The 21,867-nt window shown below is 32.6% G+C and carries 21 protein-coding genes; 18 read left to right on the top strand and 3 right to left on the bottom strand.

What is annotated here, in order from left to right:
* The gene (gene coaD / locus CN692_RS03340) at window positions 1-492 is read left to right on the top strand and encodes a pantetheine-phosphate adenylyltransferase (protein ID WP_098117662.1); all 492 of its coding nucleotides are present in this window, start codon (window positions 1-3) and stop codon (window positions 490-492) included.
* 51 nt (window positions 493-543) lie between these two features.
* On the opposite strand, the gene ylbJ is transcribed toward coaD, so the two are convergent.
* A complete protein-coding gene (gene ylbJ / locus CN692_RS03335) occupies window positions 544-1,770 on the bottom strand; it encodes a sporulation integral membrane protein YlbJ (RefSeq protein ID WP_257131704.1) in 1,227 nt (408 codons plus the stop codon).
* A 177-nt stretch (window positions 1,771-1,947) separates the two neighbouring features.
* Between ylbJ and CN692_RS03330 the strand changes: the two genes are divergently transcribed.
* Window positions 1,948-2,754 carry a patatin-like phospholipase family protein gene (locus CN692_RS03330; protein WP_098117659.1) on the top strand — a complete coding sequence of 269 codons (807 nt, stop codon included), beginning with the start codon at window positions 1,948-1,950 and terminating at the stop codon, window positions 2,752-2,754.
* Window positions 2,729-3,754, top strand: coding sequence for a SepM family pheromone-processing serine protease (locus CN692_RS03325; RefSeq protein ID WP_098117658.1), 1,026 nt, complete (start codon window positions 2,729-2,731; stop codon window positions 3,752-3,754). The genes CN692_RS03330 and CN692_RS03325 overlap by 26 nt, the downstream gene beginning before the upstream one ends.
* A gap of 40 nt (window positions 3,755-3,794) precedes the next feature.
* Here the strand turns inward: CN692_RS03325 and CN692_RS03320 are convergent, their stop codons facing one another.
* Entirely contained in the window at window positions 3,795-5,063 is a 1,269-nt protein-coding gene (locus tag CN692_RS03320; protein WP_257143958.1) for a nucleotidyltransferase, read from the bottom strand.
* A gap of 637 nt (window positions 5,064-5,700) precedes the next feature.
* Between CN692_RS03320 and CN692_RS03315 the strand changes: the two genes are divergently transcribed.
* The 4 genes from CN692_RS03315 to CN692_RS03300 all read left to right on the top strand — a co-directional run bounded on the left by CN692_RS03315 (window position 5,701) and on the right by CN692_RS03300 (window position 8,035).
* Complete coding sequence (locus CN692_RS03315) at window positions 5,701-6,216, top strand: YceD family protein (protein WP_098117655.1); 516 nt, start codon at window positions 5,701-5,703, stop codon at window positions 6,214-6,216.
* Window positions 6,217-6,271: 55 nt separating this feature from the next.
* Window positions 6,272-6,445, top strand: coding sequence for a 50S ribosomal protein L32 (rpmF, locus tag CN692_RS03310; RefSeq protein WP_025672195.1), 174 nt, complete (start codon window positions 6,272-6,274; stop codon window positions 6,443-6,445).
* Between the two features lie 158 nt (window positions 6,446-6,603).
* A complete protein-coding gene (locus tag CN692_RS03305; RefSeq protein ID WP_098117653.1) occupies window positions 6,604-7,371 on the top strand; it encodes an enoyl-CoA hydratase/isomerase family protein in 768 nt (255 codons plus the stop codon).
* Window positions 7,372-7,447: 76 nt separating this feature from the next.
* A complete protein-coding gene (locus tag CN692_RS03300; protein ID WP_098117652.1) occupies window positions 7,448-8,035 on the top strand; it encodes an RsfA family transcriptional regulator in 588 nt (195 codons plus the stop codon).
* Window positions 8,036-8,109: 74 nt separating this feature from the next.
* Here the strand turns inward: CN692_RS03300 and CN692_RS03295 are convergent, their stop codons facing one another.
* Window positions 8,110-8,523 carry a GNAT family N-acetyltransferase gene (locus tag CN692_RS03295; protein WP_257143957.1) on the bottom strand — a complete coding sequence of 138 codons (414 nt, stop codon included), beginning with the start codon at window positions 8,521-8,523 and terminating at the stop codon, window positions 8,110-8,112.
* A 147-nt stretch (window positions 8,524-8,670) separates the two neighbouring features.
* Here CN692_RS03295 and CN692_RS03290 point away from each other — a divergent pair, with 147 nt between their 5' ends.
* The 11 genes from CN692_RS03290 to murD all read left to right on the top strand — a co-directional run bounded on the left by CN692_RS03290 (window position 8,671) and on the right by murD (window position 21,816).
* Window positions 8,671-9,558 carry a 2-dehydropantoate 2-reductase gene (locus CN692_RS03290; protein WP_179874359.1) on the top strand — a complete coding sequence of 296 codons (888 nt, stop codon included), beginning with the start codon at window positions 8,671-8,673 and terminating at the stop codon, window positions 9,556-9,558.
* Window positions 9,559-9,564: 6 nt separating this feature from the next.
* Window positions 9,565-9,957, top strand: coding sequence for a DUF3397 family protein (locus tag CN692_RS03285; RefSeq protein WP_098117649.1), 393 nt, complete (start codon window positions 9,565-9,567; stop codon window positions 9,955-9,957).
* 27 nt (window positions 9,958-9,984) lie between these two features.
* Entirely contained in the window at window positions 9,985-11,613 is a 1,629-nt protein-coding gene (gene bshC, locus CN692_RS03280) for a bacillithiol biosynthesis cysteine-adding enzyme BshC (protein ID WP_098117647.1), read from the top strand.
* A 219-nt stretch (window positions 11,614-11,832) separates the two neighbouring features.
* On the top strand, window positions 11,833-12,264 hold the full coding sequence (gene mraZ / locus CN692_RS03275) for a division/cell wall cluster transcriptional repressor MraZ (protein ID WP_098117645.1): 432 nt from the start codon (window positions 11,833-11,835) through the stop codon (window positions 12,262-12,264).
* A gap of 31 nt (window positions 12,265-12,295) precedes the next feature.
* A complete protein-coding gene (gene rsmH, locus CN692_RS03270; RefSeq protein ID WP_098117644.1) occupies window positions 12,296-13,228 on the top strand; it encodes a 16S rRNA (cytosine(1402)-N(4))-methyltransferase RsmH in 933 nt (310 codons plus the stop codon).
* 12 nt (window positions 13,229-13,240) lie between these two features.
* A complete protein-coding gene (ftsL, locus tag CN692_RS03265) occupies window positions 13,241-13,606 on the top strand; it encodes a cell division protein FtsL (RefSeq protein ID WP_098117643.1) in 366 nt (121 codons plus the stop codon).
* Between the two features lie 11 nt (window positions 13,607-13,617).
* Window positions 13,618-15,810 (top strand): penicillin-binding protein, encoded by a 2,193-nt coding sequence (locus tag CN692_RS03260; protein ID WP_098117641.1) that lies wholly within the window; start codon window positions 13,618-13,620, stop codon window positions 15,808-15,810.
* Window positions 15,811-15,943: 133 nt separating this feature from the next.
* Window positions 15,944-17,896 carry a stage V sporulation protein D gene (locus CN692_RS03255; RefSeq protein ID WP_098117640.1) on the top strand — a complete coding sequence of 651 codons (1,953 nt, stop codon included), beginning with the start codon at window positions 15,944-15,946 and terminating at the stop codon, window positions 17,894-17,896.
* A gap of 25 nt (window positions 17,897-17,921) precedes the next feature.
* A complete protein-coding gene (locus CN692_RS03250) occupies window positions 17,922-19,388 on the top strand; it encodes a UDP-N-acetylmuramoyl-L-alanyl-D-glutamate--2,6-diaminopimelate ligase (RefSeq protein ID WP_098117639.1) in 1,467 nt (488 codons plus the stop codon).
* A gap of 100 nt (window positions 19,389-19,488) precedes the next feature.
* Window positions 19,489-20,463 carry a phospho-N-acetylmuramoyl-pentapeptide-transferase gene (gene mraY / locus CN692_RS03245; RefSeq protein ID WP_098117637.1) on the top strand — a complete coding sequence of 325 codons (975 nt, stop codon included), beginning with the start codon at window positions 19,489-19,491 and terminating at the stop codon, window positions 20,461-20,463.
* Window positions 20,464-21,816 (top strand): UDP-N-acetylmuramoyl-L-alanine--D-glutamate ligase, encoded by a 1,353-nt coding sequence (gene murD, locus CN692_RS03240; protein ID WP_098117635.1) that lies wholly within the window; start codon window positions 20,464-20,466, stop codon window positions 21,814-21,816. It begins immediately after the preceding gene.
* Window positions 21,817-21,867 lie beyond the last annotated feature (51 nt).

Raw genomic sequence — 21,867 nt, 5'->3', positions numbered from 1 at the left:
ATGAAACGTGTTGCAGTTTGTCCTGGGAGTTTTGATCCGATTACTTTAGGACATTTAGATATTATTAAGCGTGGAGCTAGAGTATTTGATGAGGTCATCGTTGTTGTATTAAATAACTCTGCTAAAAATTCTTTATTTACTTTAGAAGAAAGAACAGAATTAATTGCAGAAGCAACTAAATCAATACCAAATGTGCGTGTTGATTCTTTTAGTGGATTATTAATGGATTACGCGAAAAAAATAAATGCTTCTGCGATCTTAAGAGGTCTTAGAGCAGTATCAGACTTTGAATATGAGATGCAAATTACAGCGATGAACAAAAAACTAGTAGATGAAATTGATACTTTTTTTGTCATGACAAATAATCAATATTCATTTTTAAGTTCTTCAATTGTGAAGGAAGTCGCTAAATATGGTGGTAATGTAAAAGATTTAGTTCCTGAATGTGTGAACAATGCATTAACAGATAAATTTTTGAAACCTCAAGTTTAATTTAAACTGAGGTTTCTTTTTTTTCTATAGTTGATTAAATAATTGCAATTTTTATTTAAGATCATATCTTTTGTTAAGTGTTTTATAAATTAACATGATGACATAAATGTAGAGCGAGATTAGTGTAATCATTGACCCTATTGAAATCATTGATTCAATGTTAAGATGTTTCTCCGTAAAAATTTTAATTACAGGTAAAGTATTATTCGTAACATGAGCAGTTAGCTGATTAAGATAAAGTGGCTTCCAAAAAATAATTGCTAATATTGGTGCGATACCTGATTGCAGTAATCGACCGATTAAATAAGGTTTCATACTCATCTTTACTTCGGAAATGATACTTGCTACTTGTGCTTGTATTGAAAATCCACCAAATCCTAAAATGAAGCTTGTTAAAGCTACTTGCTGTAATAAAGTACTATTGTTTAGTTCACTTACTAATTTAGATCCTAAAGTAATTTCAAATAATCCAGATAAAAAAGGAGTAGATAAATTATGATTAACGCTTAAATTTGAAAAACAATACGCGACTATTTTTCCTACATTCGTAATAAATCCAATTTTTAATAAAAGCATATTTAAAACAGAAAAAACAATGATAAATCCACCAATCATTAATAATGTCTGCACGGAAGAAGCAATTGCATCGCCAAGTATTTTTCCAATCGGTCGTTTTTCGCTTAACCGTTTCTCATGCATTACTTTAAAAGCGTATTTAAAGCGGTTAGAATGGATTCTTTCTGCGCGGGAGTAGTTAGGTTGTTTGCTACCGTAAAACCTCATGATGAGGCCAACAATCGCGTTAGATAAATAATGGCTTACGGCAAGTACGATTCCGATTTTTGCATTATGAAAAAAACCGACAGATATTGCTACAAAAATAAATAATGGATTAGAAGAATTTGTAAATGAATTAAGTCGCTCGGCCTCTAATTTTGTTATTTCCCCATCTTTATATAGTTTAGCAGAAAGTTTTGCACCAGAAGGAAAACCAGAAGCCATCCCCATCGCCCAAACGAAAGCTCCAACCCCAGGAACTCTGAATAGAGGCCGCATAATAGGTTCTAAAAATACACCTATAAATTGAACAATTCCAAAGCAAATTAGCAGTTCACTTAATATGAAAAATGGAAGTAAAGATGGAAACACAATTCCCCACCACATATTTAATCCTCTAACCGAACCTTTAAACGCAACATCTGGATGCAAAATAATCGTGGCTGTTAGAAATATGAGTATTAAAAAAATTAGAAAAGTAATGAAATAACTTTTTTTCACATATAAACCTCCAAAGAAAGATAGACTCAAAAAACATTTAGATTTTTGTCTAATTGTAGTAGGACCAATAAAAAATAAATAAGATAGTAATATATGTATAAAAAAAACTTGTACAATTTAATATACGTTGATGGAATTCAATTTTAGACCAAAGAGTTTAATTGGAGGGGAAACAACTTGGAACCGAAAATTGGTTTAGCATTAGGTTCAGGTGGAGCTAGGGGGTTTGCGCATGTTGGTGTAATTTCGGTTTTAAAAAAGCATAATATTCCTATAGATTTGATTGCAGGGAGCAGTATAGGTGCTTTAGTTGCTGTATTATACGGGGCTGGTACGAATGTTGAGCGACTGTATAAAATTGCGAGAGTATTTCAATCAAAATATTATATTGACTATGTTGTTCCGAAGATGGGGTTAATTTCTGGAAACAGGGTAAAAGAACTAATCAAGGTGCTTTCTTTTGGTAGAAAGCTTGAAGATTTAGATTTACCAGTATCAGTTGTCGCAACAGACTTATTAACAGGAGAAAAAATCGTATTTCAACAAGGCGATATTGCTACTGCGGTCCGCGGAAGTATTTCGATACCTGGAATTTTTGTACCCGAAACCTGGAATGGTAAACTTTTGGTTGATGGTGGAGTAATTGACCGTATCCCTGTTTCGGTTGTAAAAGAGATGGGAGCGGATTTTATTATTGGAGTAGATGCGTCACCAATTAAGGTTAGTGGTGAAGTTTCAACAATTTATGATGTCATCATGCAGAGTATTGAAATAATGCAACATGAGCTCGTCAGAAATAGAGAAATCGCATCGAATATCATGATTAGGCCTAAATTAGATCATATTAATTCTAGAAACTTTACAGATCTCGAAAATGTAATGAAAATCGGAGAAGAAGCTACAGAAGCATTAATTCCAGAAATTATTGAAAAGATTGAGCAATGGAAGGAGAAAAATAGTGAAAAAAAGGATAAGAATTCTTAATGTACTATTAGTAGTTGGAATTACACTAATTCTATTGTATTTCATACCTTTACATTATTATGTGACAAAACCTGGCTTAGCTGAGCCTCTTAGACCTTATGTGAAGGTTGATGGTGCGAAGAAAGATAAAGGTGAATTCATGCTAACTACCGTAGCAATGGGAAAGGCAAATATATACTCCTATATAGCTACAAAGGTGAATGATAATTATCATCTGTACAAAATCGATGAAATTAAAGTAAAAGGTGAAAGCGATGAAGATTATCAATTTCGTCAATTACGATATATGGAAGAATCAAAACAAGCTGCAATATTAAATGCATATAAACAGGCTCATAAAACTTATAAAGTTACGGAAAATGGGATTGTGGTTGTTTCAGTAATACATGATATGCCTGCATTTCATGTTTTAAAGCTAGGAGATGTCATTACAAAAATAAACGGAAAAGAAATCCGTACTTTAACTGATTTTACAAATACGGTTCAAGCTAGTAAGCCTGGTACTAATTTTAATTTGGAAGTAAACCGTGAAGGTAAAATCGAAAATTTTAATATAAAAACAAAAACATTTAAGGACGAACCAAATCGTGCTGGAATTGGTGTCTCGATTGCCGGAAATTTAGAGCTAACTACAAATCCAAAAGTTAAAATAAACTCTGAAGAAATAGGGGGGCCATCAGCGGGACTAATGTTTGCGTTAGAAATTTATGATCAATTAAAAGATGAGCATCTTGCCAAAGGACATGAAATAGCTGGTACAGGGACACTTGATATAGATGGGGTCGTCGGTCCAATTGGTGGGATCTCTCAAAAAATAATAGCTGCATCTAATGCTGGAGCAGAAATATTTTTTGCACCAAATGAAAATGGTAAAAAGAATTCGAATTATAATGAAGCTGTTAAAAGTGCAAAAAAACATAAGTTAAAAATGAAAATTGTACCGATCAATACTTACAGCGATGCTATAACTTATTTAGAAAAGCTAAAAACAAAAAAATGAGGCAGGATCTCTTAATTCCTGCCTCATTTTTTCATATGTTCTATGATCTACTAAATTGATTTGTAGTTTCATCGTATATAATCGGATACATAGAGTATTCTGTTTTTATTAATTTTTGCTGATTGCTTATAGAAAGAATTGATGAGTAAGCATAAGTTGCCTTTAAATCAGTACTTAATTCTTTTTGATTTTGTTGATTAATGGTCGTATAAATTGGCACATCAATTAGCTTCTTTTTGCTATTTAAATAAGTTTTACCCATAGAGCTCATCCCAAGTAAGCGGATATATGGTACACGATCTTTCTCTAATATTGCGGACATTTCGTTTTTGGAAGTGTTTGTTAATAGATGTGTTAACAATCGCTGGATTCTAGTCCAAGTATATCTTTTTGTTTTAATCGCTGTCATTAACTCTTCAAAATCAAGACAGTTTAAAACTGAATTTAAAACTCTTCTTTCTAATCCTTCAACAGCTTCGTAAATTTCTTCAAGTTCTTCTTTTTTTGCTGTAGTTAATTTGTATTTTAAATATGGAAAATATTCATTCCAGGTATGTATTTTCCCAAACTCATTAATATAGTCTTCAATGGAATCTTTCGTAAAACTTGGGACAAAATCAGTAATTGTTTGGTTGTTTCCTTTTAGTATTTTTCGAATTGCCGTGGCACTAGCGATACTTTGATGATTCGTTTCCTCGTCATGATAATTGGCAGCGATACGTTGAATTGTACTACCTTCCATTTTACTTTTAAAATGTTCTATTGCCTCCAAATAATGTATACCTAGAATATTATTTGGCAGTGAGACATCTAAGTTAGCTGTTTCTAGATTTGTTTGTAATGCAGTACTATATGCTGCAGGATAACTTAAACCTTGATCAAGATAAGTACGAATACTTGAATTAATAGAAGAAGTGAGTTGTTTTTTTTGCTTAATTAACTCATAAAAAGTTTCAATTTTTCCTTCTTCACTACCAAAACAAACGTAATCGCATTTTAGCGAATCAAGAATTGAAATAGCTCCTTTTGCAAAAATACTAGCATGTTGAGTTGAATAGCTATACGGTAGCTCAATAACAAGATCTGCCCCGGCTTGTAAAGCTAACTTAGTACGCACATGCTTTGGGACGACAGCGGGTTCGCCTCTTTGTAAAAATTGCCCACTCATAACAGCAATGACAACATCTGCATTTGTTGTATTTTTTGAACTAGTTAAGTGAAAAACATGACCATTATGTAAAGGGTTATATTCAACTACTACACCAACTGAACGCAATAAAAATGCACCTCCAATATTTACTAATTTCACGAATTTATACACTAAGAATACCAGTTTCGAGAAATAAATCGCAACCTAGTGTGAATTGTATTGAATTTTGTTGTAGAAAATAATATATTAGATAGGTTACATATTAAGAGCAAGATACACGATTTTTAGGGAATGGGCGGACAATTAATAATGTTTCAGTAGATGATTTATTGCAATCTTAGAAGGGAAACCTCTAAATGCATGTCGGGGCAATCAGTTACTTAAAATTATTATGATGTATTGCGCCTGCTCTAGAAATCAGGAAGTGGAACCATAACTAAAATGTTTTGTTGGATAAAAAGTTAGCACTTTTGTCGTAAAAAGAAGTATGTACGATGACTAGCTTCCCATAGATCATAAGCCAATTTTCGTTAAAGATTAAACTACAAAAATAGGCTTATGCTTATCGAGAAAATTAGTAACAAAAGTTTTTTATGATGTCTAGTTCCGCAAGCTAGCTCTTCGGTAATATTCCATTAATCTTTGAAGTGGAAAGTACACCACTTCTTCAGCTGAATGGAGATATTCCTTTCAGAGCTGGGCAAGCTTGCTCCACATTTCGATGTGTAAAGAAAAAATATTGACAAATGGTTTTAAGGAATATATAATTTTCATTGTTGCCTTGAGGTGGTTATTTATGAAATGGTCAGTGCACCAGTTGCAGAAATTAAGACATAAAGGTTTAGATTTAGATGAGACAATTGATATTAATCAAATAAAGGAACGTAATCCTGAGATTCGAGAAGTTTCTCCAATTGAAGTTACTGGACGAGTTGATTTTGGAACGAACCGATATACGTTTCATTTAACAATAACTGGATATTTAATTTTACCTTGTGTAAGAACATTAGTTGATGTAAAATATCCTTTGTCGATTACCACAACAGAAACATTTTTTACAACAACTGAATGGAAAAGTGAAGATGAGAATTTTCACATCCTAGAGGGTGATGTGTTAGACTTAACCCCAGTGATTGAGGAATGTATCTTAGCTGAAATTCCAATGCAAGTTTTTGCTGAGGATATTGAAGGGAAAGAAACAGCTCCAACATCAGGAACAGATTGGGAAGTTAGGGAACATGTCGAAGTAGAGCAAAAAATTGACCCTCGACTTGCTGGATTAGCAAAATTTTTTGACAAACAAGATAATTGAGAAGTACCGGATAACCGGCTTCATAACAAACACTCACTTTAAGGAGGTGGGATCAATGGCAGTACCTGCAAGAAGAACGTCCAAAACTGTAAAAAGAAAGCGTCGTACGCATTTCAAATTAGCGGTACCTGGAATGGTTGAATGCCCAAACTGTAGCGAATTAACATTAGCACACCGCGTATGTAAATCATGCGGTCACTACAAAGGAAAACAAGTACTTAGCAAATAAGCTAGTCTTTCAAGAGCACATAGGAAACTATGTGCTTTTCCTTTTGTCAAAAAATTTCATTTACCATAATCCCCCTTTCCTGAAAACCTGCCCTTTTTTAATTGCTGTATAGTATAATATAAACTATCAGAAAATTAGGAATAGGAAGTGAGATTGCAATGTCTGAAGTAATTACATATCAACGTGATGAAATAGATTATATCTTTTTAAATAGGCCAAATTACGGGAATTGCATTGATGAAGATACTGTTGAAAAACTTTCTGAAATTATCCAAGAGATACGAATGAAATCTCAAAGTAAACTAGTTATATTAACTGGTGAAGGTATGAAATATTTTTGTACCGGTGGAGATTTAAATACAATTTTGAAATTTAAAAATAATATAAAAGGATTAGAGTCCTTTAATTTAAAAATGTGTGAAGTAATTTATCAAATTGCAATGTTACCTCAAATTACAATCTGTTTTATTAATGGGTATGCATTAGGTGGCGGTTGCGAACTTGCAAGTGCATTCGACTTTAGATACGCAAATGACAATGCAAAAATAGGTTTTATACAAGGTAGAATGGGGATCCCAACATCTTGGGGTGGAGGGACTATACTTCAAGAAAAAATGAACCATCAAGATTGGATTACGCTATTATCATCCTCAAATATATACACAGCATATCAAGCTAAGAAAATAGGTTTTATACATGAACTATCAAAAGATTTAACTAGTTTACATAATGAAAGCTTTATCAATTTATCTAAAGGTATTCCAGCACAAATTCATCATCAAAATAAGAAAATACTTATTCGTAAATGGACTGAACAAAATCTTAAGAAGCGAATGGAAGAAGAAGTTATTTCCGCAATGCCACTATGGTTTTCAGATGAACATATAAAAAATATTGAACAATTTACAAAAAAATTGGAAAAGTAATCTTCTACCTTCATTTTTTTGTGCATATGAATTAGTAAAATCTGCTTAATGCATAAGAAATTGGAGGGGATTGCAAATGGTTGCAAATCGCCAGGATGCATGGACAAAAGATGAGGATAACTACTTAGCTGAAGTAGTTTTAAAATCGATAAATGAAGGGTCAACTCAATTAATGGCATTTAAGATTGTTGCAAAGAGTTTATCAAGGACAGCTGCTGCTTGTGGTTATCGATGGAATTCTTTTGTTAGAAAGTTTTATAAAGAAGAGATTGAAAATGCAAAAAATAGTAGTAAAAAACAACCTGTATCTGAATCTGAAACAGAACTCGTAGTAGAAGAAATAACTAATCAGACTAATGATGTAGAAGTAGTAGAACCAACAACAGAAAGAGTTCAATCAGAAATAACGTTTGAATCAGTTTATAAATTCCTTGAGTATTTAAGATTAAAAGTTGATGCAGGTAGTAAAATAAAAGATCTTCAATCTTTAGAGAAAAAACTATTGAAATATAAACAAGAAAATGAGCAGTTGAAAATCGAAAAACAACAATTAACTGAAAAATTAAGTGAACTTCAAAATGAATATGAACATTTATTTGATTTCTTAGATCAAAAAAGAAAATTAGTAAGTGTGAGTTCTAAAAATGACACAAAAGTAAAATAAAAAACTCAACATCTCCAAATCGGGGATGTTGAGTTTTTTCATTAAGTAAGTATTAATTGTAATATCTTTTGTATTTAGTTGGTTTCAGGCTTCCAAATAACAAATTGAGAATCAGATTCTATGAAGTTTAGCTTTTTCCAAAACTCATTTGAATTTGCTCTTGGAATCGTTTTGATCGTTTTATTAAAGGATTTAGCGAATTCTACTAATTCTTTTCCGTAACCGTTCTTTTGATAATAAGGAAGTACTTCCATCTTATTGATCTCGATAATTTCTTCATTATTTTCATTATGTGTATATAAGCTCATTCTGGCAATTAGTGCTTTACCTAAATAAATTCCATAAAAAGGAGATTGGAATTCGTTGTCAATTAAATTTGATTCAAGGTCTTCTAACATTGATAGTTCTTGTAGACCATAACCAGAAAATTGCTGAAATTGTTCAAGTGTTTTAAAATTTATTTGTAAACGTTCGATCTTGATGTTCAAAAAAAGCTCCCCCTTAAAAAGAATGTAAATTTTAAATATTTTAAATATAATTATATCGTACAATTAAATTTAAAAAAAGATAGATTCAGTGTAAATTTATAATCAAAAGAATCATGATGGAAAAAGAATGTATGAATGGAGAATACAATGGAAATTGGAATAATTGGTGGTGGTGCTGTCGGACTATTAACTGCATCATACTTACATGAAAATAAACACAATGTTACATTGTTTACAAGAACACAAGAGCAGGCTAATCTTATTAATGAATTAGGTATTATATTATCAGTAGATGAAAAAAAGAAGCAAATGTGTATAAACGCCAAAAAAATAATGTCTAAAATCAGTGTGTTTGATCTATTAATCGTTTGTGTAAAACAATATCACTTAGATCAAATAGTAAACACGTTAACCCAATATGAAGGTGAAAATATATTGTTTTTACAGAATGGCATGTCACATATTGATATTGTTAACAATTTAGACATATCAAATTGTTTCATAGGTATTGTTGAACATGGTGCATTAAAAACTTCTGGAAATGAAATAACGCATACTGGTAAAGGGATTATTCGACTTGGTCGTTTAAAAGGTAATCTAGAAGCATTAAGGGCAATATCAAGTTTACATACAAATGATTTTCCAATCAAAAGTCAAGATGATTGGGAGTATATACTTAAACAAAAATGCTTAATTAATTGCGTTATTAACCCTTTAACGTCAATCTTTAATGTTAGAAATGGTGAATTAATCAACAATGAGTATTTTTTACCAATTTGTAAATTATTATTTAACGAGGTTGCAACTGTTTTAGAATTAAGTCTCCAAAAAGAATGGGAAAAGGTAGTAGAGATCTGTGAAAAAACTGCACAAAACTATTCATCAATGAATCGAGATTTATTTCATGGTAGACAAACGGAGATCGAGAGTATGCTAGGGTTTGTTAAAAAAATGGCAATTCAGAAAAAAATAAATGTACCTACAATTGAACTTGTGTACAATAGTATAAAAGGACTTGAAAAGAAAAAGGGGTAATTCTTTTTGGAAAAATTTTTCATTTTCTTCATTTCACTGTTAATTGAATTTCCATTTTTTTCTACAATCTTTATTTATATGTTTTTGAAGATATTTTTTAAAAATAACAAGCGTAAACTTTTGCTTTTTACGTTAGATTTATCTACAATTCTATATATTAGTTCATTTTACTTTATATTAAGTATGTTTTTTCCGACTGCAACTGGTTGGATATTAATTAATTTATTATTGGTTATCTTATTTATTAGTATTATTCTTCAATGGAAAGCTAAAAGGGATATACAATTTTCTAAGCTAGTTAAAGGTTTTTGGAGAATGTCTTGCATTATGTTTATTATTCTTCATTTTATAACTATGATGGCTGGTTTAGCATTGAAAATATCTGAGTACAATGCTTAACTTGAAGAGCGAGAGAGGAAGTTCGTAATGCAAATTAGTAAAGTCCATTTAGCCGGGCAAAATAACTTGCTGAATGATTTTGTAAATGGAAAAGAAACAATTTCTTCTTTCTTTGGTCAAAATCCATTAGTGAAGGAAGAAATGGAATATAGAATAAAAAATGTGATGGAACGTTCTTATAATCGCACAGGATTAGTAAAAGCGCTTGAGGAGTTCCACAACAAACATGAAGCAAGTAATGAATCAATTGAAAATGTAAAAAAATTACTAAATAAAGAAACATTTGTTGTGATCGGAGGCCAGCAAGCTGGTTTATTAACTGGACCGTTGTATTCGATACATAAAATTATTTCGATTATTCAGCTGGCTAAGAAGTATGAAAGAGAGCATAACATTACTGTTATCCCAGTATTTTGGATTGCTGGAGAAGATCACGATATCGATGAAATAAATCATGTTCACACAATTGAGAACAATATCGTTAAAAAACAAACATTTTATCAAAAAACAACATACGCTCATGCTGCTTCTAGAACTGAAATCGATAAATTGGAAATGAGAAAATGGGTTGAAAAAATAGTTAAGACTTTTGAAGAAACAAATTATTCAAAGGAATTACTAGAGGAACTTCATTTGATCATTGATAAATCTACTACATATGTAGATTTTTTTGCGAAAATTATTTTTAAACTGTTCAAATACGATGGTCTTGTCTTAATTGATGCAGATGACCCTAATGTTAGGAAGCTAGAATCCTCTTTATTTGAAGAAATGATTCAAAAGCAAGATATCGTACGAAGTGTTTTTAAAGATACAAAGAGTAAACTTAATAAAGCTGGATATCAAGAAGCTCTTCAAATTTCTGAACAGAGTATTCATCTTTTTTACCACAGTAATGAAGGTAGACAACTACTAGAGTTGTCTGAAAGTGAAGAGGTTTTCCAAACGAAAAATAAGAATTACCAATTTTCCAAAGCTGAGTTGATTAAAATTGCTCAAGAACAACCAGAGCTTTTAAGTAATAATGTTGTTACTCGACCAGTGATGCAAGAATATTTATTCCCTACTTTAGCGTTTGTAGGTGGACCCGGTGAAATTGCTTATTGGGCAGAATTAAAGGATATATTTAACGTATTTAACTTGCAAATGCCTCCTGTGTTTTTAAGACATATGTTTACGATTTTTGAAAGAAATATAGTATCAGCAATGGAAGATTTTACATTAAACATAAAAGACGTTTTGCAAACTTCGATTGAGGATATGAAGTCGGAGTGGGTAAAAGGTCAAGTGAAACTAGACTATAAAGCAGTATTTAGTCAAGCAAAAAAGTCATTAGAGGTACTGCACAAACCACTTCAAGATGTAACGACTGAAGTTACACCTAACTTAAAGGATTTCTCTAAAAAGAACTATGTAAAAATAGAAGAGCAAATTTTATTATTAGAACGAAAAATAGATGAATCAATAGAAAAACAACATGAAGAGCAGCTTGAAAAATGGAATCGAATTATTTGTTCAATTTCTCCAAACGGAAAACCTCAGGAGCGAGTACTTAATATTTTCTACTATCTAAATAAATATGGTTTTGATTTCGTTCATGAGCTTTGTAGTTTAGAGGTATCATGGGATTATGAACATCAAATCGTAAAAATTTAAGGACGGAAATATGTCGATGGTCCATTCGCTATTCTACTTACTCTAAAATAGCTTATATAAAAACAACAACGCATCGAAAAAGACTGAAGTTTTTATAACAAAAAGTGAAATCCTGCTAGATGGATAGCAGGATTTTTTGTTTTTATAAAGAATTTTTTAGAAAAGGTGGTAAGAAGTGGGGGAATGTGGTAAGTTTGTGTTAGAAAGTGGGGGAGTAGGATGTTTATCGGTGAATATCAACATAATATCGATGTAAAAGGACGTCTGATTATACCCTCTAAATTTCGAGACAAGCTTGGTGAAACCTTCATTGTTACAAGGGGGTTAGATCAATGCTTATTTGGCTATTCATTGGACGAATGGAGTGTAATTGAAGATAAACTGCGCACACTACCACTAACCAAGAAAGATGCAAGAGCATTCACCCGTTTTTTCTTCTCAGGGGCAATGGAATGTGAGATGGATAAGATGGGGAGAATTAATATAACACCTAATTTACGAAGCTATGCAAAATTAGAAAAAGAATGTGTAGTAGTTGGAGTTACGAATCGGATTGAGATTTGGGATTTATCAACTTGGAATACATATATGAAAGAATCAGAAGAGTCATTTGGTGAGTTGGCAGAAAACTTAATCGGATTTGACTTGTAAAAAATTTACAAATTGAAAGTAGTGAGTCATCATGTTTGAGCATATTACGGTTTTATTAAAGGAAACTGTTGATTCTTTGGAAATAAACGAAGATGGAATTTATGTAGATTGTACACTTGGCGGTGGAGGTCATAGTGAATATTTACTATCCCAACTTTCGTCAAAAGGTAGATTAATCGCTTTTGATCAAGACGAAACGGCAATTAAACACGCTAAAGAGAGACTAAAACAATATGAAAATCAATTAACAATCGTAAAAAGTAATTTTAAACATATTAAAGAAGAGCTTCACCAATTAGGCATTAATGAAGTTGATGGAATCTTATTTGACTTAGGTGTTTCTTCACCTCAATTAGATGTAGCAGAACGTGGTTTTAGTTTTCATCAAGATGCTCCACTTGATATGCGTATGAATCAAGAGCAATCACTATCTGCATATGAAGTTGTTAATGAGTGGACTTACGAGCAGTTAGTGAAAATCTTTTTTCGCTATGGAGAGGAAAAATTCTCAAAACAAGTTGCTAGAAGAATTGAAGAGTTAAGAGCAAAGAAACCGATTGAAACAACTTTTGAGTTAGTTGATATCATTAAAGATGCTATTCCAGCACCAGCTAGAAGAACTGGTGGTCATCCTGCAAAAAGAATTTTTCAAGCAATACGTATTGCCGTAAATGATGAGCTTGGTGTTTTTGAAGAAGCGCTAAAAGATGCAATTACACTTATAAAACCAAAAGGAAGAATTAGTGTAATCACATTCCATTCATTAGAGGATCGAATTTGTAAAACAATTTTTAAAGAAGCTAGTTCACTTCCGCCTTTACCACCTGGATTACCAATTATTCCGGATGAGTTTAAGCCGAAGTTTAAGCTAGTTACACGAAAGCCTCTTTTACCAACTGAAGAAGAACTCGATTTTAATAAACGAGCTAGATCTGCAAAGTTAAGGGTTGCAGAAAAATTATAAGGAGGGGAAAGAATGAGTAATTTGGCAAAAAAGCTACAACAAAAACAAGTTACTGATTTACAACAAGGACCTTCTAACAAGAAAAAACAAAAGAAAGTATCGAAAATCACACCTTTTGAAAAACTACTTTACTTTTCATTTCTAATTGTATGCTTCATTATGGGTACAAAAATTATTGGAACTCAAGCAACCATTTACGATACCAATTTAAAAATTCAAAATGTAAAAAATGAAGTTGCAAAGGAAAAACAGCATAACTCAGAGCTAAAAATGAAAATTGATGAATTAAGCACATATGACCGAATTTGGCAAAAAGCTAAAGAATTAGGCTTAAATATTGATAGTAACAATGTAAAGTTTACAGATACTAGTAAGTAGGAGATTGTGATATGAGTAAGAAAAAGAATAAGTACACTAACTATGGTATTCGTTGGTTTTTTATTGGTACTTTAATCCTTTTTACATTACTTGTAGCTAGACTTGGTTATATACAATTATCAGATACAGTTGAGGGTAAAAATTTAAAAGTATATGCAGATGAGAATTATAATACATCTCAAAAAATCCCTGCAAAAAGAGGAACTATTTATGATTCAAATGGAGTTCCTCTTGCAGAAGAAGTGACATCCTACACTGTGTCTGCAGTTCTAGATCCAAGTGCTTCAAAAAATTCAAGAGTAAAAAGGCATGTTGTGGATAAAGAAAAAACAGCAAGAGAATTATCATCAATTTTAGATATTGATGAATCTGAACTTCTAGCAAAATTAGGTAAACCAAAATATCAAGTTGAATTAGGACCAGGTGGAAGAAACATTTCTCAAAGTAAAAAAGAACAAATTGAGAAATTAAATCTACCTGGTATTGTTTTTACTCCATCACAACAACGTTATTACCCAAATGGGATCTTTGCATCTCATACTTTAGGTTACACAAATAGTAATGACAATGGCGATTTAATCGGAGAAATGGGATTAGAAAAATCATTGAATACAGAGTTAACTGAAACAGATGGTAAAAGAAGCTTTTTACGAGATCGAAAAGGTAATATCTTGCCTTATGTTAATGAAAAGGTTACTCCTCCACATAATGGGGATAATATTTATTTAACAATAGATACAAAGATTCAAAGTTTACTAGAAGATGCAATGACTAGCGTAGAAAAAAAATATGATCCAGAAAAGATTATGGCAATCGTTTCTGACCCGAAAACAGGAAAAATAGTTGCGATGAGTAATCGTCCTAGCTTCAATCCTAATATTCACGACATTACAAACTATACAAATGATCCGATTTCCTATGCATTTGAAGCAGGCTCAACTATGAAAATATTCACATTAGGTGCTGCAATGAATGAAGGAGTTTATAATGGAGGGGAATACTTCCAATCTGGACGATATAAAGTACCAGGAGGAGGAACTGTCCATGACGTAAACCGAAATGGGTGGGGTTCTATTACATTTGATGAGGGGATTCAAAGGTCTTCAAACGTAGGTATTTCAATCCTTTTAAATGAAAAAATAGGTGCCGATCGATACTTACAATATTATAAAAACTTTGGTTTTACTAAAAAAACGGATATTAATTTGCCAGGTGAATCAAGTGGGAAACTAGTTTATAATTATCCTCTTGAAAAAACGACGACGGCATTTGGTCAAGGATCTACAGTTACAGCAGTTCAAATTATTCAAGCTGCTAGTGCGATTGCCAATAATGGGAAAATGATGAAGCCATATATAGTCGATAAGATTGTTAACCCTGATACGAAAAAAGTAGTAGCAGATTATAAATCTCAAGTTGTTGGTCATCCAATTACTGAAGAAACGGCTAAAAGAGAAAGAGCGCTATTAGAAACAGTTATAACTGCGCCACATGGTACTGGTCATAACTATGCAATTGATGGTTACACAGTAGCAGGTAAAACAGGAACTGCCCAAGTTGTAGATGATCATGGTAAGTATTTAAAAGGTCGTGGTGAAAACCTATTTTCATTTATCGGTATGGCGCCAGCGGACGATCCGAAATTAGTCGTTTATGTAGCGATGCTTCGTCCAAAATTAGAAGCAACTGAGTTAGGTTCTGATGGAGTATCTGAAATATTTAGAACAGTTACTAAGGGCGCACTTGAATATATGAAGGTTGAACCAATTGAAAATGCGAATGTTGATAAATTAGTAGATAAAGAAAGTGTAGAAATCCCTAATATGAAAGGTTTAACTTTGGATGAAGCGAAATCATTGGCGACTTCTACTGGATTAAAACCTGTGTTATTAGGTAATGGACTGGAAGTTACTGGTCAATCTATTAAGTCGAAAACACAAGTTGTAAGAGGTACGAATATTTATCTTAAGACTGACGGTACGAATACGATGCCTTCAATCATAGGATGGTCAAAAACTGATGTTGATCGTTTAGGTAAATTATTTAAACTGAAAATTACTTCAAATGGGTCTGGATTTGTAACGAGTCAAAGTATTAAGCAAGATTCGGAGCTACGTAATAATGACTTTTTAAGTATTGAATTAAGTAAACCAAATGAATCATCGAGTAATGAAGAAGATGTAAAAGTTGATGTACAAGAGTAAAAATGCTGAAATGACAATTAATTAAATAAAAAACACAATAGGCCATTCTAGGACAATAACAAGCTAGAAGGTCTATTGTAATTGGTACAAGCATATATTGAAACGAACATAATGTAGAGGAGTGTTCGTTTCGATGCGAGTATCTAATGTAACAGTTCGAAAACGATTATTTTTTGTATTTATTGGTGGTTTATTAATCTTTTCTATTATTGCTACTAGGCTTGGTTATGTACAGTTTGGTATGGGGGATCTATTAACTGAACGAGCAAAAAATTCATGGAGTCGAGATATCCCATTCGAACCAAAGCGTGGAGAAATATTAGATCGTAATGGCGTTGCTCTTGCTACGAATAAAAGTGCTCCGTCTGTGTTAGTCGTCCCTAGGCAAATTAAAGATCCAAAGGAAGCAACTGAAAAACTAGCCCCAATCTTAAAAATCTCCGAAGTAAAACTTTATAAAATTTTAACGAAAAGATCGAGAATGGAACACATTCGTACTGAAGGCATTAAAATTACAAATGAGAAAGCTAAACAAATTCGAGACCTAAACATAGCAGGCGTCTACATAGCAGAGGATTCTAAAAGATATTATCCATTTGGAGATTATCTTTCTCACGTTTTAGGGTTTGCTGGAATTGATAATCAAGGACTAAACGGTTTAGAGCTTTATTATGACAAGCAATTAAGTGGTGAAGAAGGTAGTGTTCAATTTTATTCTGATGCTAAAGGTCAAAGAATGCCAAATATTGCAGATGACTATACTCCACCAATTAACGGTTTAAATCTAAAATTAACAGTAGATTCACGTATTCAAACAATTCTTGAACGTGAAATGAACAATGCAACAGCTCAATATAATCCAGATTCAATGATTGGAATTGCAATGAATCCTAATACTGGTGAAATTCTTGCAATGAGTAGTCGTCCAAGCTTTAATCCTACAGATTTTAAAACAGTTTCTCCCGAAGTATATAATCGAAATTTACCGGTCTGGTCAAACTATGAGCCAGGATCAACATTTAAGATTATTACACTTGCAGCTGCATTAAATGAAGGTTTAGTTGATTTGAATAAAGATCATTTTTATGATGATGGGGCTGCTGAGGTTGCTGGAGCACGTTTGCGTTGTCATAAAAGAGGTGGACATGGCTCACAAACTTTCTTAGAAGTTGTACAAAACTCATGTAACCCAGGCTTTGTGGAATTAGGTAATCGACTAGGAGAAGATCGATTATTTAAATATATCCGTAATTTTGGTTTCGGCCAAAAAACAGGAATTGATTTACAAGGTGAAGCTTCAGGGATTTTATTTAGTATGGATAGGGTTGGTCCAGTAGAAGCAGCTACTACTGCTTTCGGTCAAGGTGTATCAGTTACACCAATTCAGCAAGTTGCGGCAGTTTCAGCGGCAATAAATGGAGGTATTTTATATCAACCATATATCGCGAAAGAATTTGTAGATCCCGTTACAAATGAAGTCGTGAGCCGGAAAACACCAGTAGCAAAAAGGCGAGTGATTACTCCTGATACGTCTAAAAAGGTTAGATTGGCACTAGAAAGTGTTGTCGCACAAGGTACTGGTAAAGGTGCTTTTGTTGAAGGATACCGTGTAGGTGGTAAAACAGGAACAGCACAAAAAGTAAAAAATGGACGATATGACGATAGTAGCTTTATTGTATCATTCGTAGGTTTTGCACCAGCAGACGATCCACAAATTGTCGTTTATATCGCAGTTGATAATCCAAAAGGTACAGTTCAATTTGGTGGAGTTGTAGCGGCTCCTATAGTAGGGAATATCATTCGTGATAGTATGCAAGTACTAGGTGTTCCACCTAGAAAAAATCAAATTGAAAAGAAATTCGTATACGGCGATACACCAACATATGAAGTACCAAATTTAAAAGGATTAGAGAAAAAAGATTTGCAACCTTTGCTAGATACTTTTACACTTGAATATAGTGGCACTGGAAATTATGTCATTGACCAAGCACCAAAAGCAGGTGTAAAACTGAAAGAAGGCTCTAAAATTAGAATTTATTTAGGAACGAAAGAAGAAACTAAATCTAAATCTAAAGATAAGAATTGATTTAGTTAATACGAAAGGAATTACTATGAAACTTCACACTTTACTATCAAGATTAAATCCTTTAGTGAATCTTCCATCGGAAAATCCGGAGATCACTGGAGTTGAAATGGATTCAAGAAATGTTAAGCCGGGTTATTTATTCATCTGTATTGAAGGATATACAGTTGATGGACATCAATATGTTAATCAAGCGATTGAAAAGGGAGCAGTAGCAATACTTGCACAAAAAACAATCGAATCAAGTGTCCCGGTTGCATATGTAAAAGACACTAATCGCTCAATGGCTGTAATTGGGAATGCATTTTATGGAAATCCAACAAATAAATTAAATTTAGTTGGTATTACTGGTACGAATGGTAAAACAACGACTTCATATATTATCGAAGAAATTGTAAAAAATAATAAGAAAAAAACGGGTGTGATCGGCACAATTGGCATGAAAATTGGAGAAGAAGTTTTTGAAACAAAAAACACAACTCCTGATAGTTTAACTCTACAATCTATGTTTGCCAAAATGGTAGAGGCTGATGTTGATACTGCAGTAATGGAAGTTTCATCACATGCACTACATTTAGGTCGTGTCCATGGTTGTGAATATGATATCGCTGTTTTTACAAATCTATCACAAGATCACTTAGACTATCATGGAACGATGGAAGAATATAAAAAGGCTAAAGGCTTATTATTCTCTCAATTAGGTAATAGCTTTGTAGCACAAAAAACTAAATTTGCAATTCTAAATAATGATGATCCTGCTTCGGATGAATATATGAAGTTTACGCAAGCAAATCTAATAACTTATGGCTTAAGTGAGGAAGCGGATCTATTTGCAGATGAAATTGAATTAACGAATGCTGGAACTAGATTCACTCTACACTTTTTAAATAAACAATATGTTGTAGAAATGAAGTTAATTGGTACTTTTAATGTATATAATGTGTTAGCAGCAATTGGTGCTGGTATCGCATTAAATATAGAAATGGGCACGATTTTAGACGCAGTCTCAACAATTGATGGTGTACCTGGACGTTTTCAAGCAGTTAACGCAGGTCAAGATTTTACAGTTATTGTAGATTACGCTCATACACCAGATAGTTTAGAAAATGTATTAAATACCGTAAAACAATTTGCAAAAAATGATATTTATACTGTTGTAGGTTGTGGTGGAGATCGTGATCGAACAAAGCGCCCTCTAATGGGTAAAATTGCAGCAGATCTTTCAACAAAAGCAATCTTTACATCAGATAATCCAAGAACTGAAGATCCAAATTTAATTTTAGAAGACATGAAACGTGGATTAGAGCATAATAATATAACGGTAATAGAAGATCGTAAAAAAGCTATAACATTTGCGATTCAAAATGCGCAAAAACATGATATTATAGTTATTGCAGGTAAAGGTCATGAGACATATCAAATAATTGGAACGAATGTTTCACATTTTGATGATGTTGAAGAAGCTAAAGAAGCAATTTTACAAAGAAGAGGATAGTATCCTCTTCTTTGTAATGTGAAAAATTGCTTTCATAATTCCGTATAAAAGAATTAAACTATTAAGTAAACAAACACAGCTTTAGAAAGGAGGGCGCATAATGCTAGAACCGTCAATTTTAGTTGCTATGATTACAGCATTTATCATTGCAGTCATTTTATCGCCTATTTTTATACCGTACTTAAGAAAACTTAAATTTGGACAGAGTATCCGTGACGAAGGTCCACAATCTCATAAAAAGAAATCCGGAACCCCAACAATGGGTGGGATTATCATATTAATTGCTTTAAGTTTATCTGCACTTTTAATTTCTATGTATTTTGATGTTTTATCAACACGTACATATGTATTATTATTTGTCACAATCTGTTTTGGAGTAATTGGATTTTTAGATGACTATATCAAAGTTGTTAAAAAAAGAAATCTAGGATTAACTTCTAAACAAAAATTCATTTGCCAAGTAATTGTCTCTATCATTGTATTTTTCGCAATCCGTGCAATGGGAGTCTCTACATCTATTTCGATCCCAGGGACGAATTATTCATTTGATTTAGGCTTTATTTATGTTTTATTAATCATCTTTATGTTGGTTGGTACTTCAAACGCAGTAAATTTAACAGATGGATTAGATGGCCTTGTATCAGGTACGGCTGCAATCGCGTTTGGTGCATATGCAGTTCTTGCTTACAACCAACACCAGCTTGATGTTGCAATATTTTCAATTGCAGTTGTAGGAGCTGTATTAGGTTTCTTAGTATTTAATGCACACCCAGCGAAGGTTTTTATGGGTGATACAGGTTCATTAGCATTAGGTGGAGCATTAGCTGCAATCGCGATCGTTACTCATTTAGAAATTTTACTTGTAGTTATTGGAGGTATTTTTGTTATTGAAACACTTTCAGTAATGATCCAAGTTGCATCTTTTAAAGCAACTGGTAAAAGAGTATTTAAGATGAGTCCTTTGCACCATCATTATGAATTATCTGGATGGACTGAGTGGCGTGTAGTTGTAACATTTTGGTTTGTTGGATTGCTTTTTGCATTATTAGGAATCTATATCGAGGTGTGGATGTAATTGAAAAACGTGAAGAATTTTCAAGATAAAAAAGTATTAGTTTTAGGTATGGCCAAAAGCGGCTATGCTGCAAGTCATTTATTAAAAAAGTTAGGAGCAACGGTCACAGTAAATGACCGTACTCCATTTGAACAAAATGAAATTGCTCAAAAATTAAAAAGTGAAGGATTTAACGTAGTTTGCGGAGAACATCCTGCATCATTACTAGATGATCAACCAGTTTGTATCGTTAAAAATCCAGGAATTCCTTATACAAATCCATTATTAATTGAAGCATTAAAGCGTAATATTCCGGTTTATACAGAAATAGAGCTTGCTTATTTAATAAGTGAAGCACCATTCATTGGAATTACAGGATCTAATGGGAAGACAACAACTACAACTTTGGCATTAAATATGTTACAAGAAGGAAATAAGAAACCATTAGTAGCAGGAAATATAGGGACAGTTGCGTGTGAAGTTGCAGAAAAAGCAAATGAAGATAATATCATTGTTACCGAGCTTTCCTCATTTCAGTTAATGGGGATCGAAGTTTTCCGTCCGAAAATATCATTAATTACAAATATATTTGAAGCTCATTTGGACTATCATGGTACAAAAGATGAGTATATTAAAGCAAAAGCTAACATATTTAAAAATCAAACTGAGAACGATTTTGCAGTCGTTAATTTTGATGATGAACATGTAATGGGTATGGCTTCTCAAATTAGAGCGAAAATAATTCCATTCTCTTCAACAAAAATCGTCCAAGATGGCGCATATGTTCAAAATGGCTTTATTTATTTTAAAGAGAAAAAAGTTATTGAACTTGGAAAAATTGTCTTACCTGGTAAACACAATTTAGAAAATATATTAGCTGCAGTCGCAATTTCAAAGCTTCTAGATGTTGAAAATGAAGCGATTGAAAAGGTTTTAACAACTTTTACTGGTGTGGAACACCGACTTCAGTATGTAACTGAAATAGATAAGCGAAAATTTTATAATGATTCAAAAGCTACAAATATTTTAGCAACACAAAAAGCAATTTCTTCTTTTGAAAAACCAGTCATATTAATTGCTGGTGGATTAGATCGTGGAAATAGCTTTGATGATTTAATTCCTTATTTTAAAAATGTAAAAAAAATGGTCACTTATGGTCAAACAGCTAAGAAATTAATTGAATCCGCAGAAAAAGCAGGAATGAAAGTAGTAAAATCGGTTGATAATGTTGAAGATGCTGTAAATGAAGCATTCGCTCATTCAGAAGTTGGAGATATTATTTTACTGTCACCTGCTTGTGCAAGCTGGGATCAATTTAAGACTTTTGAAGAACGTGGTAATAAATTTATACAAGCAGTGCATAAATTAATGTAAGGCTTGTTTAATTCAAAAGTTGAGGTGTATTTAAAGTGCCAACAAAGAAAA

This window comes from Bacillus sp. AFS002410, assembly GCF_002556365.1.
Taxonomy (GTDB): domain Bacteria; phylum Bacillota; class Bacilli; order Bacillales; family Bacillaceae_G; genus Gottfriedia.
This window is presented reverse-complemented; position numbering and strand designations above follow the sequence as displayed.

Coding starts and splice junctions, on each gene's coding strand:
- mraY (WP_098117637.1), top strand. CDS start 19,489: ATGCTAGAACCGTCAATTTTAGTTGCTATGATTACAGCATTTATCATT.
- rsmH (WP_098117644.1), top strand. CDS start 12,296: ATGTTTGAGCATATTACGGTTTTATTAAAGGAAACTGTTGATTCTTTG.
- rpmF (WP_025672195.1), top strand. CDS start 6,272: ATGGCAGTACCTGCAAGAAGAACGTCCAAAACTGTAAAAAGAAAGCGT.
- CN692_RS03315 (WP_098117655.1), top strand. CDS start 5,701: ATGAAATGGTCAGTGCACCAGTTGCAGAAATTAAGACATAAAGGTTTA.
- CN692_RS03300 (WP_098117652.1), top strand. CDS start 7,448: ATGGTTGCAAATCGCCAGGATGCATGGACAAAAGATGAGGATAACTAC.
- CN692_RS03255 (WP_098117640.1), top strand. CDS start 15,944: ATGCGAGTATCTAATGTAACAGTTCGAAAACGATTATTTTTTGTATTT.
- ftsL (WP_098117643.1), top strand. CDS start 13,241: ATGAGTAATTTGGCAAAAAAGCTACAACAAAAACAAGTTACTGATTTA.
- mraZ (WP_098117645.1), top strand. CDS start 11,833: ATGTTTATCGGTGAATATCAACATAATATCGATGTAAAAGGACGTCTG.
- CN692_RS03305 (WP_098117653.1), top strand. CDS start 6,604: ATGTCTGAAGTAATTACATATCAACGTGATGAAATAGATTATATCTTT.
- CN692_RS03250 (WP_098117639.1), top strand. CDS start 17,922: ATGAAACTTCACACTTTACTATCAAGATTAAATCCTTTAGTGAATCTT.
- CN692_RS03290 (WP_179874359.1), top strand. CDS start 8,671: ATGGAAATTGGAATAATTGGTGGTGGTGCTGTCGGACTATTAACTGCA.
- coaD (WP_098117662.1), top strand. CDS start 1: ATGAAACGTGTTGCAGTTTGTCCTGGGAGTTTTGATCCGATTACTTTA.
- CN692_RS03260 (WP_098117641.1), top strand. CDS start 13,618: ATGAGTAAGAAAAAGAATAAGTACACTAACTATGGTATTCGTTGGTTT.
- bshC (WP_098117647.1), top strand. CDS start 9,985: ATGCAAATTAGTAAAGTCCATTTAGCCGGGCAAAATAACTTGCTGAAT.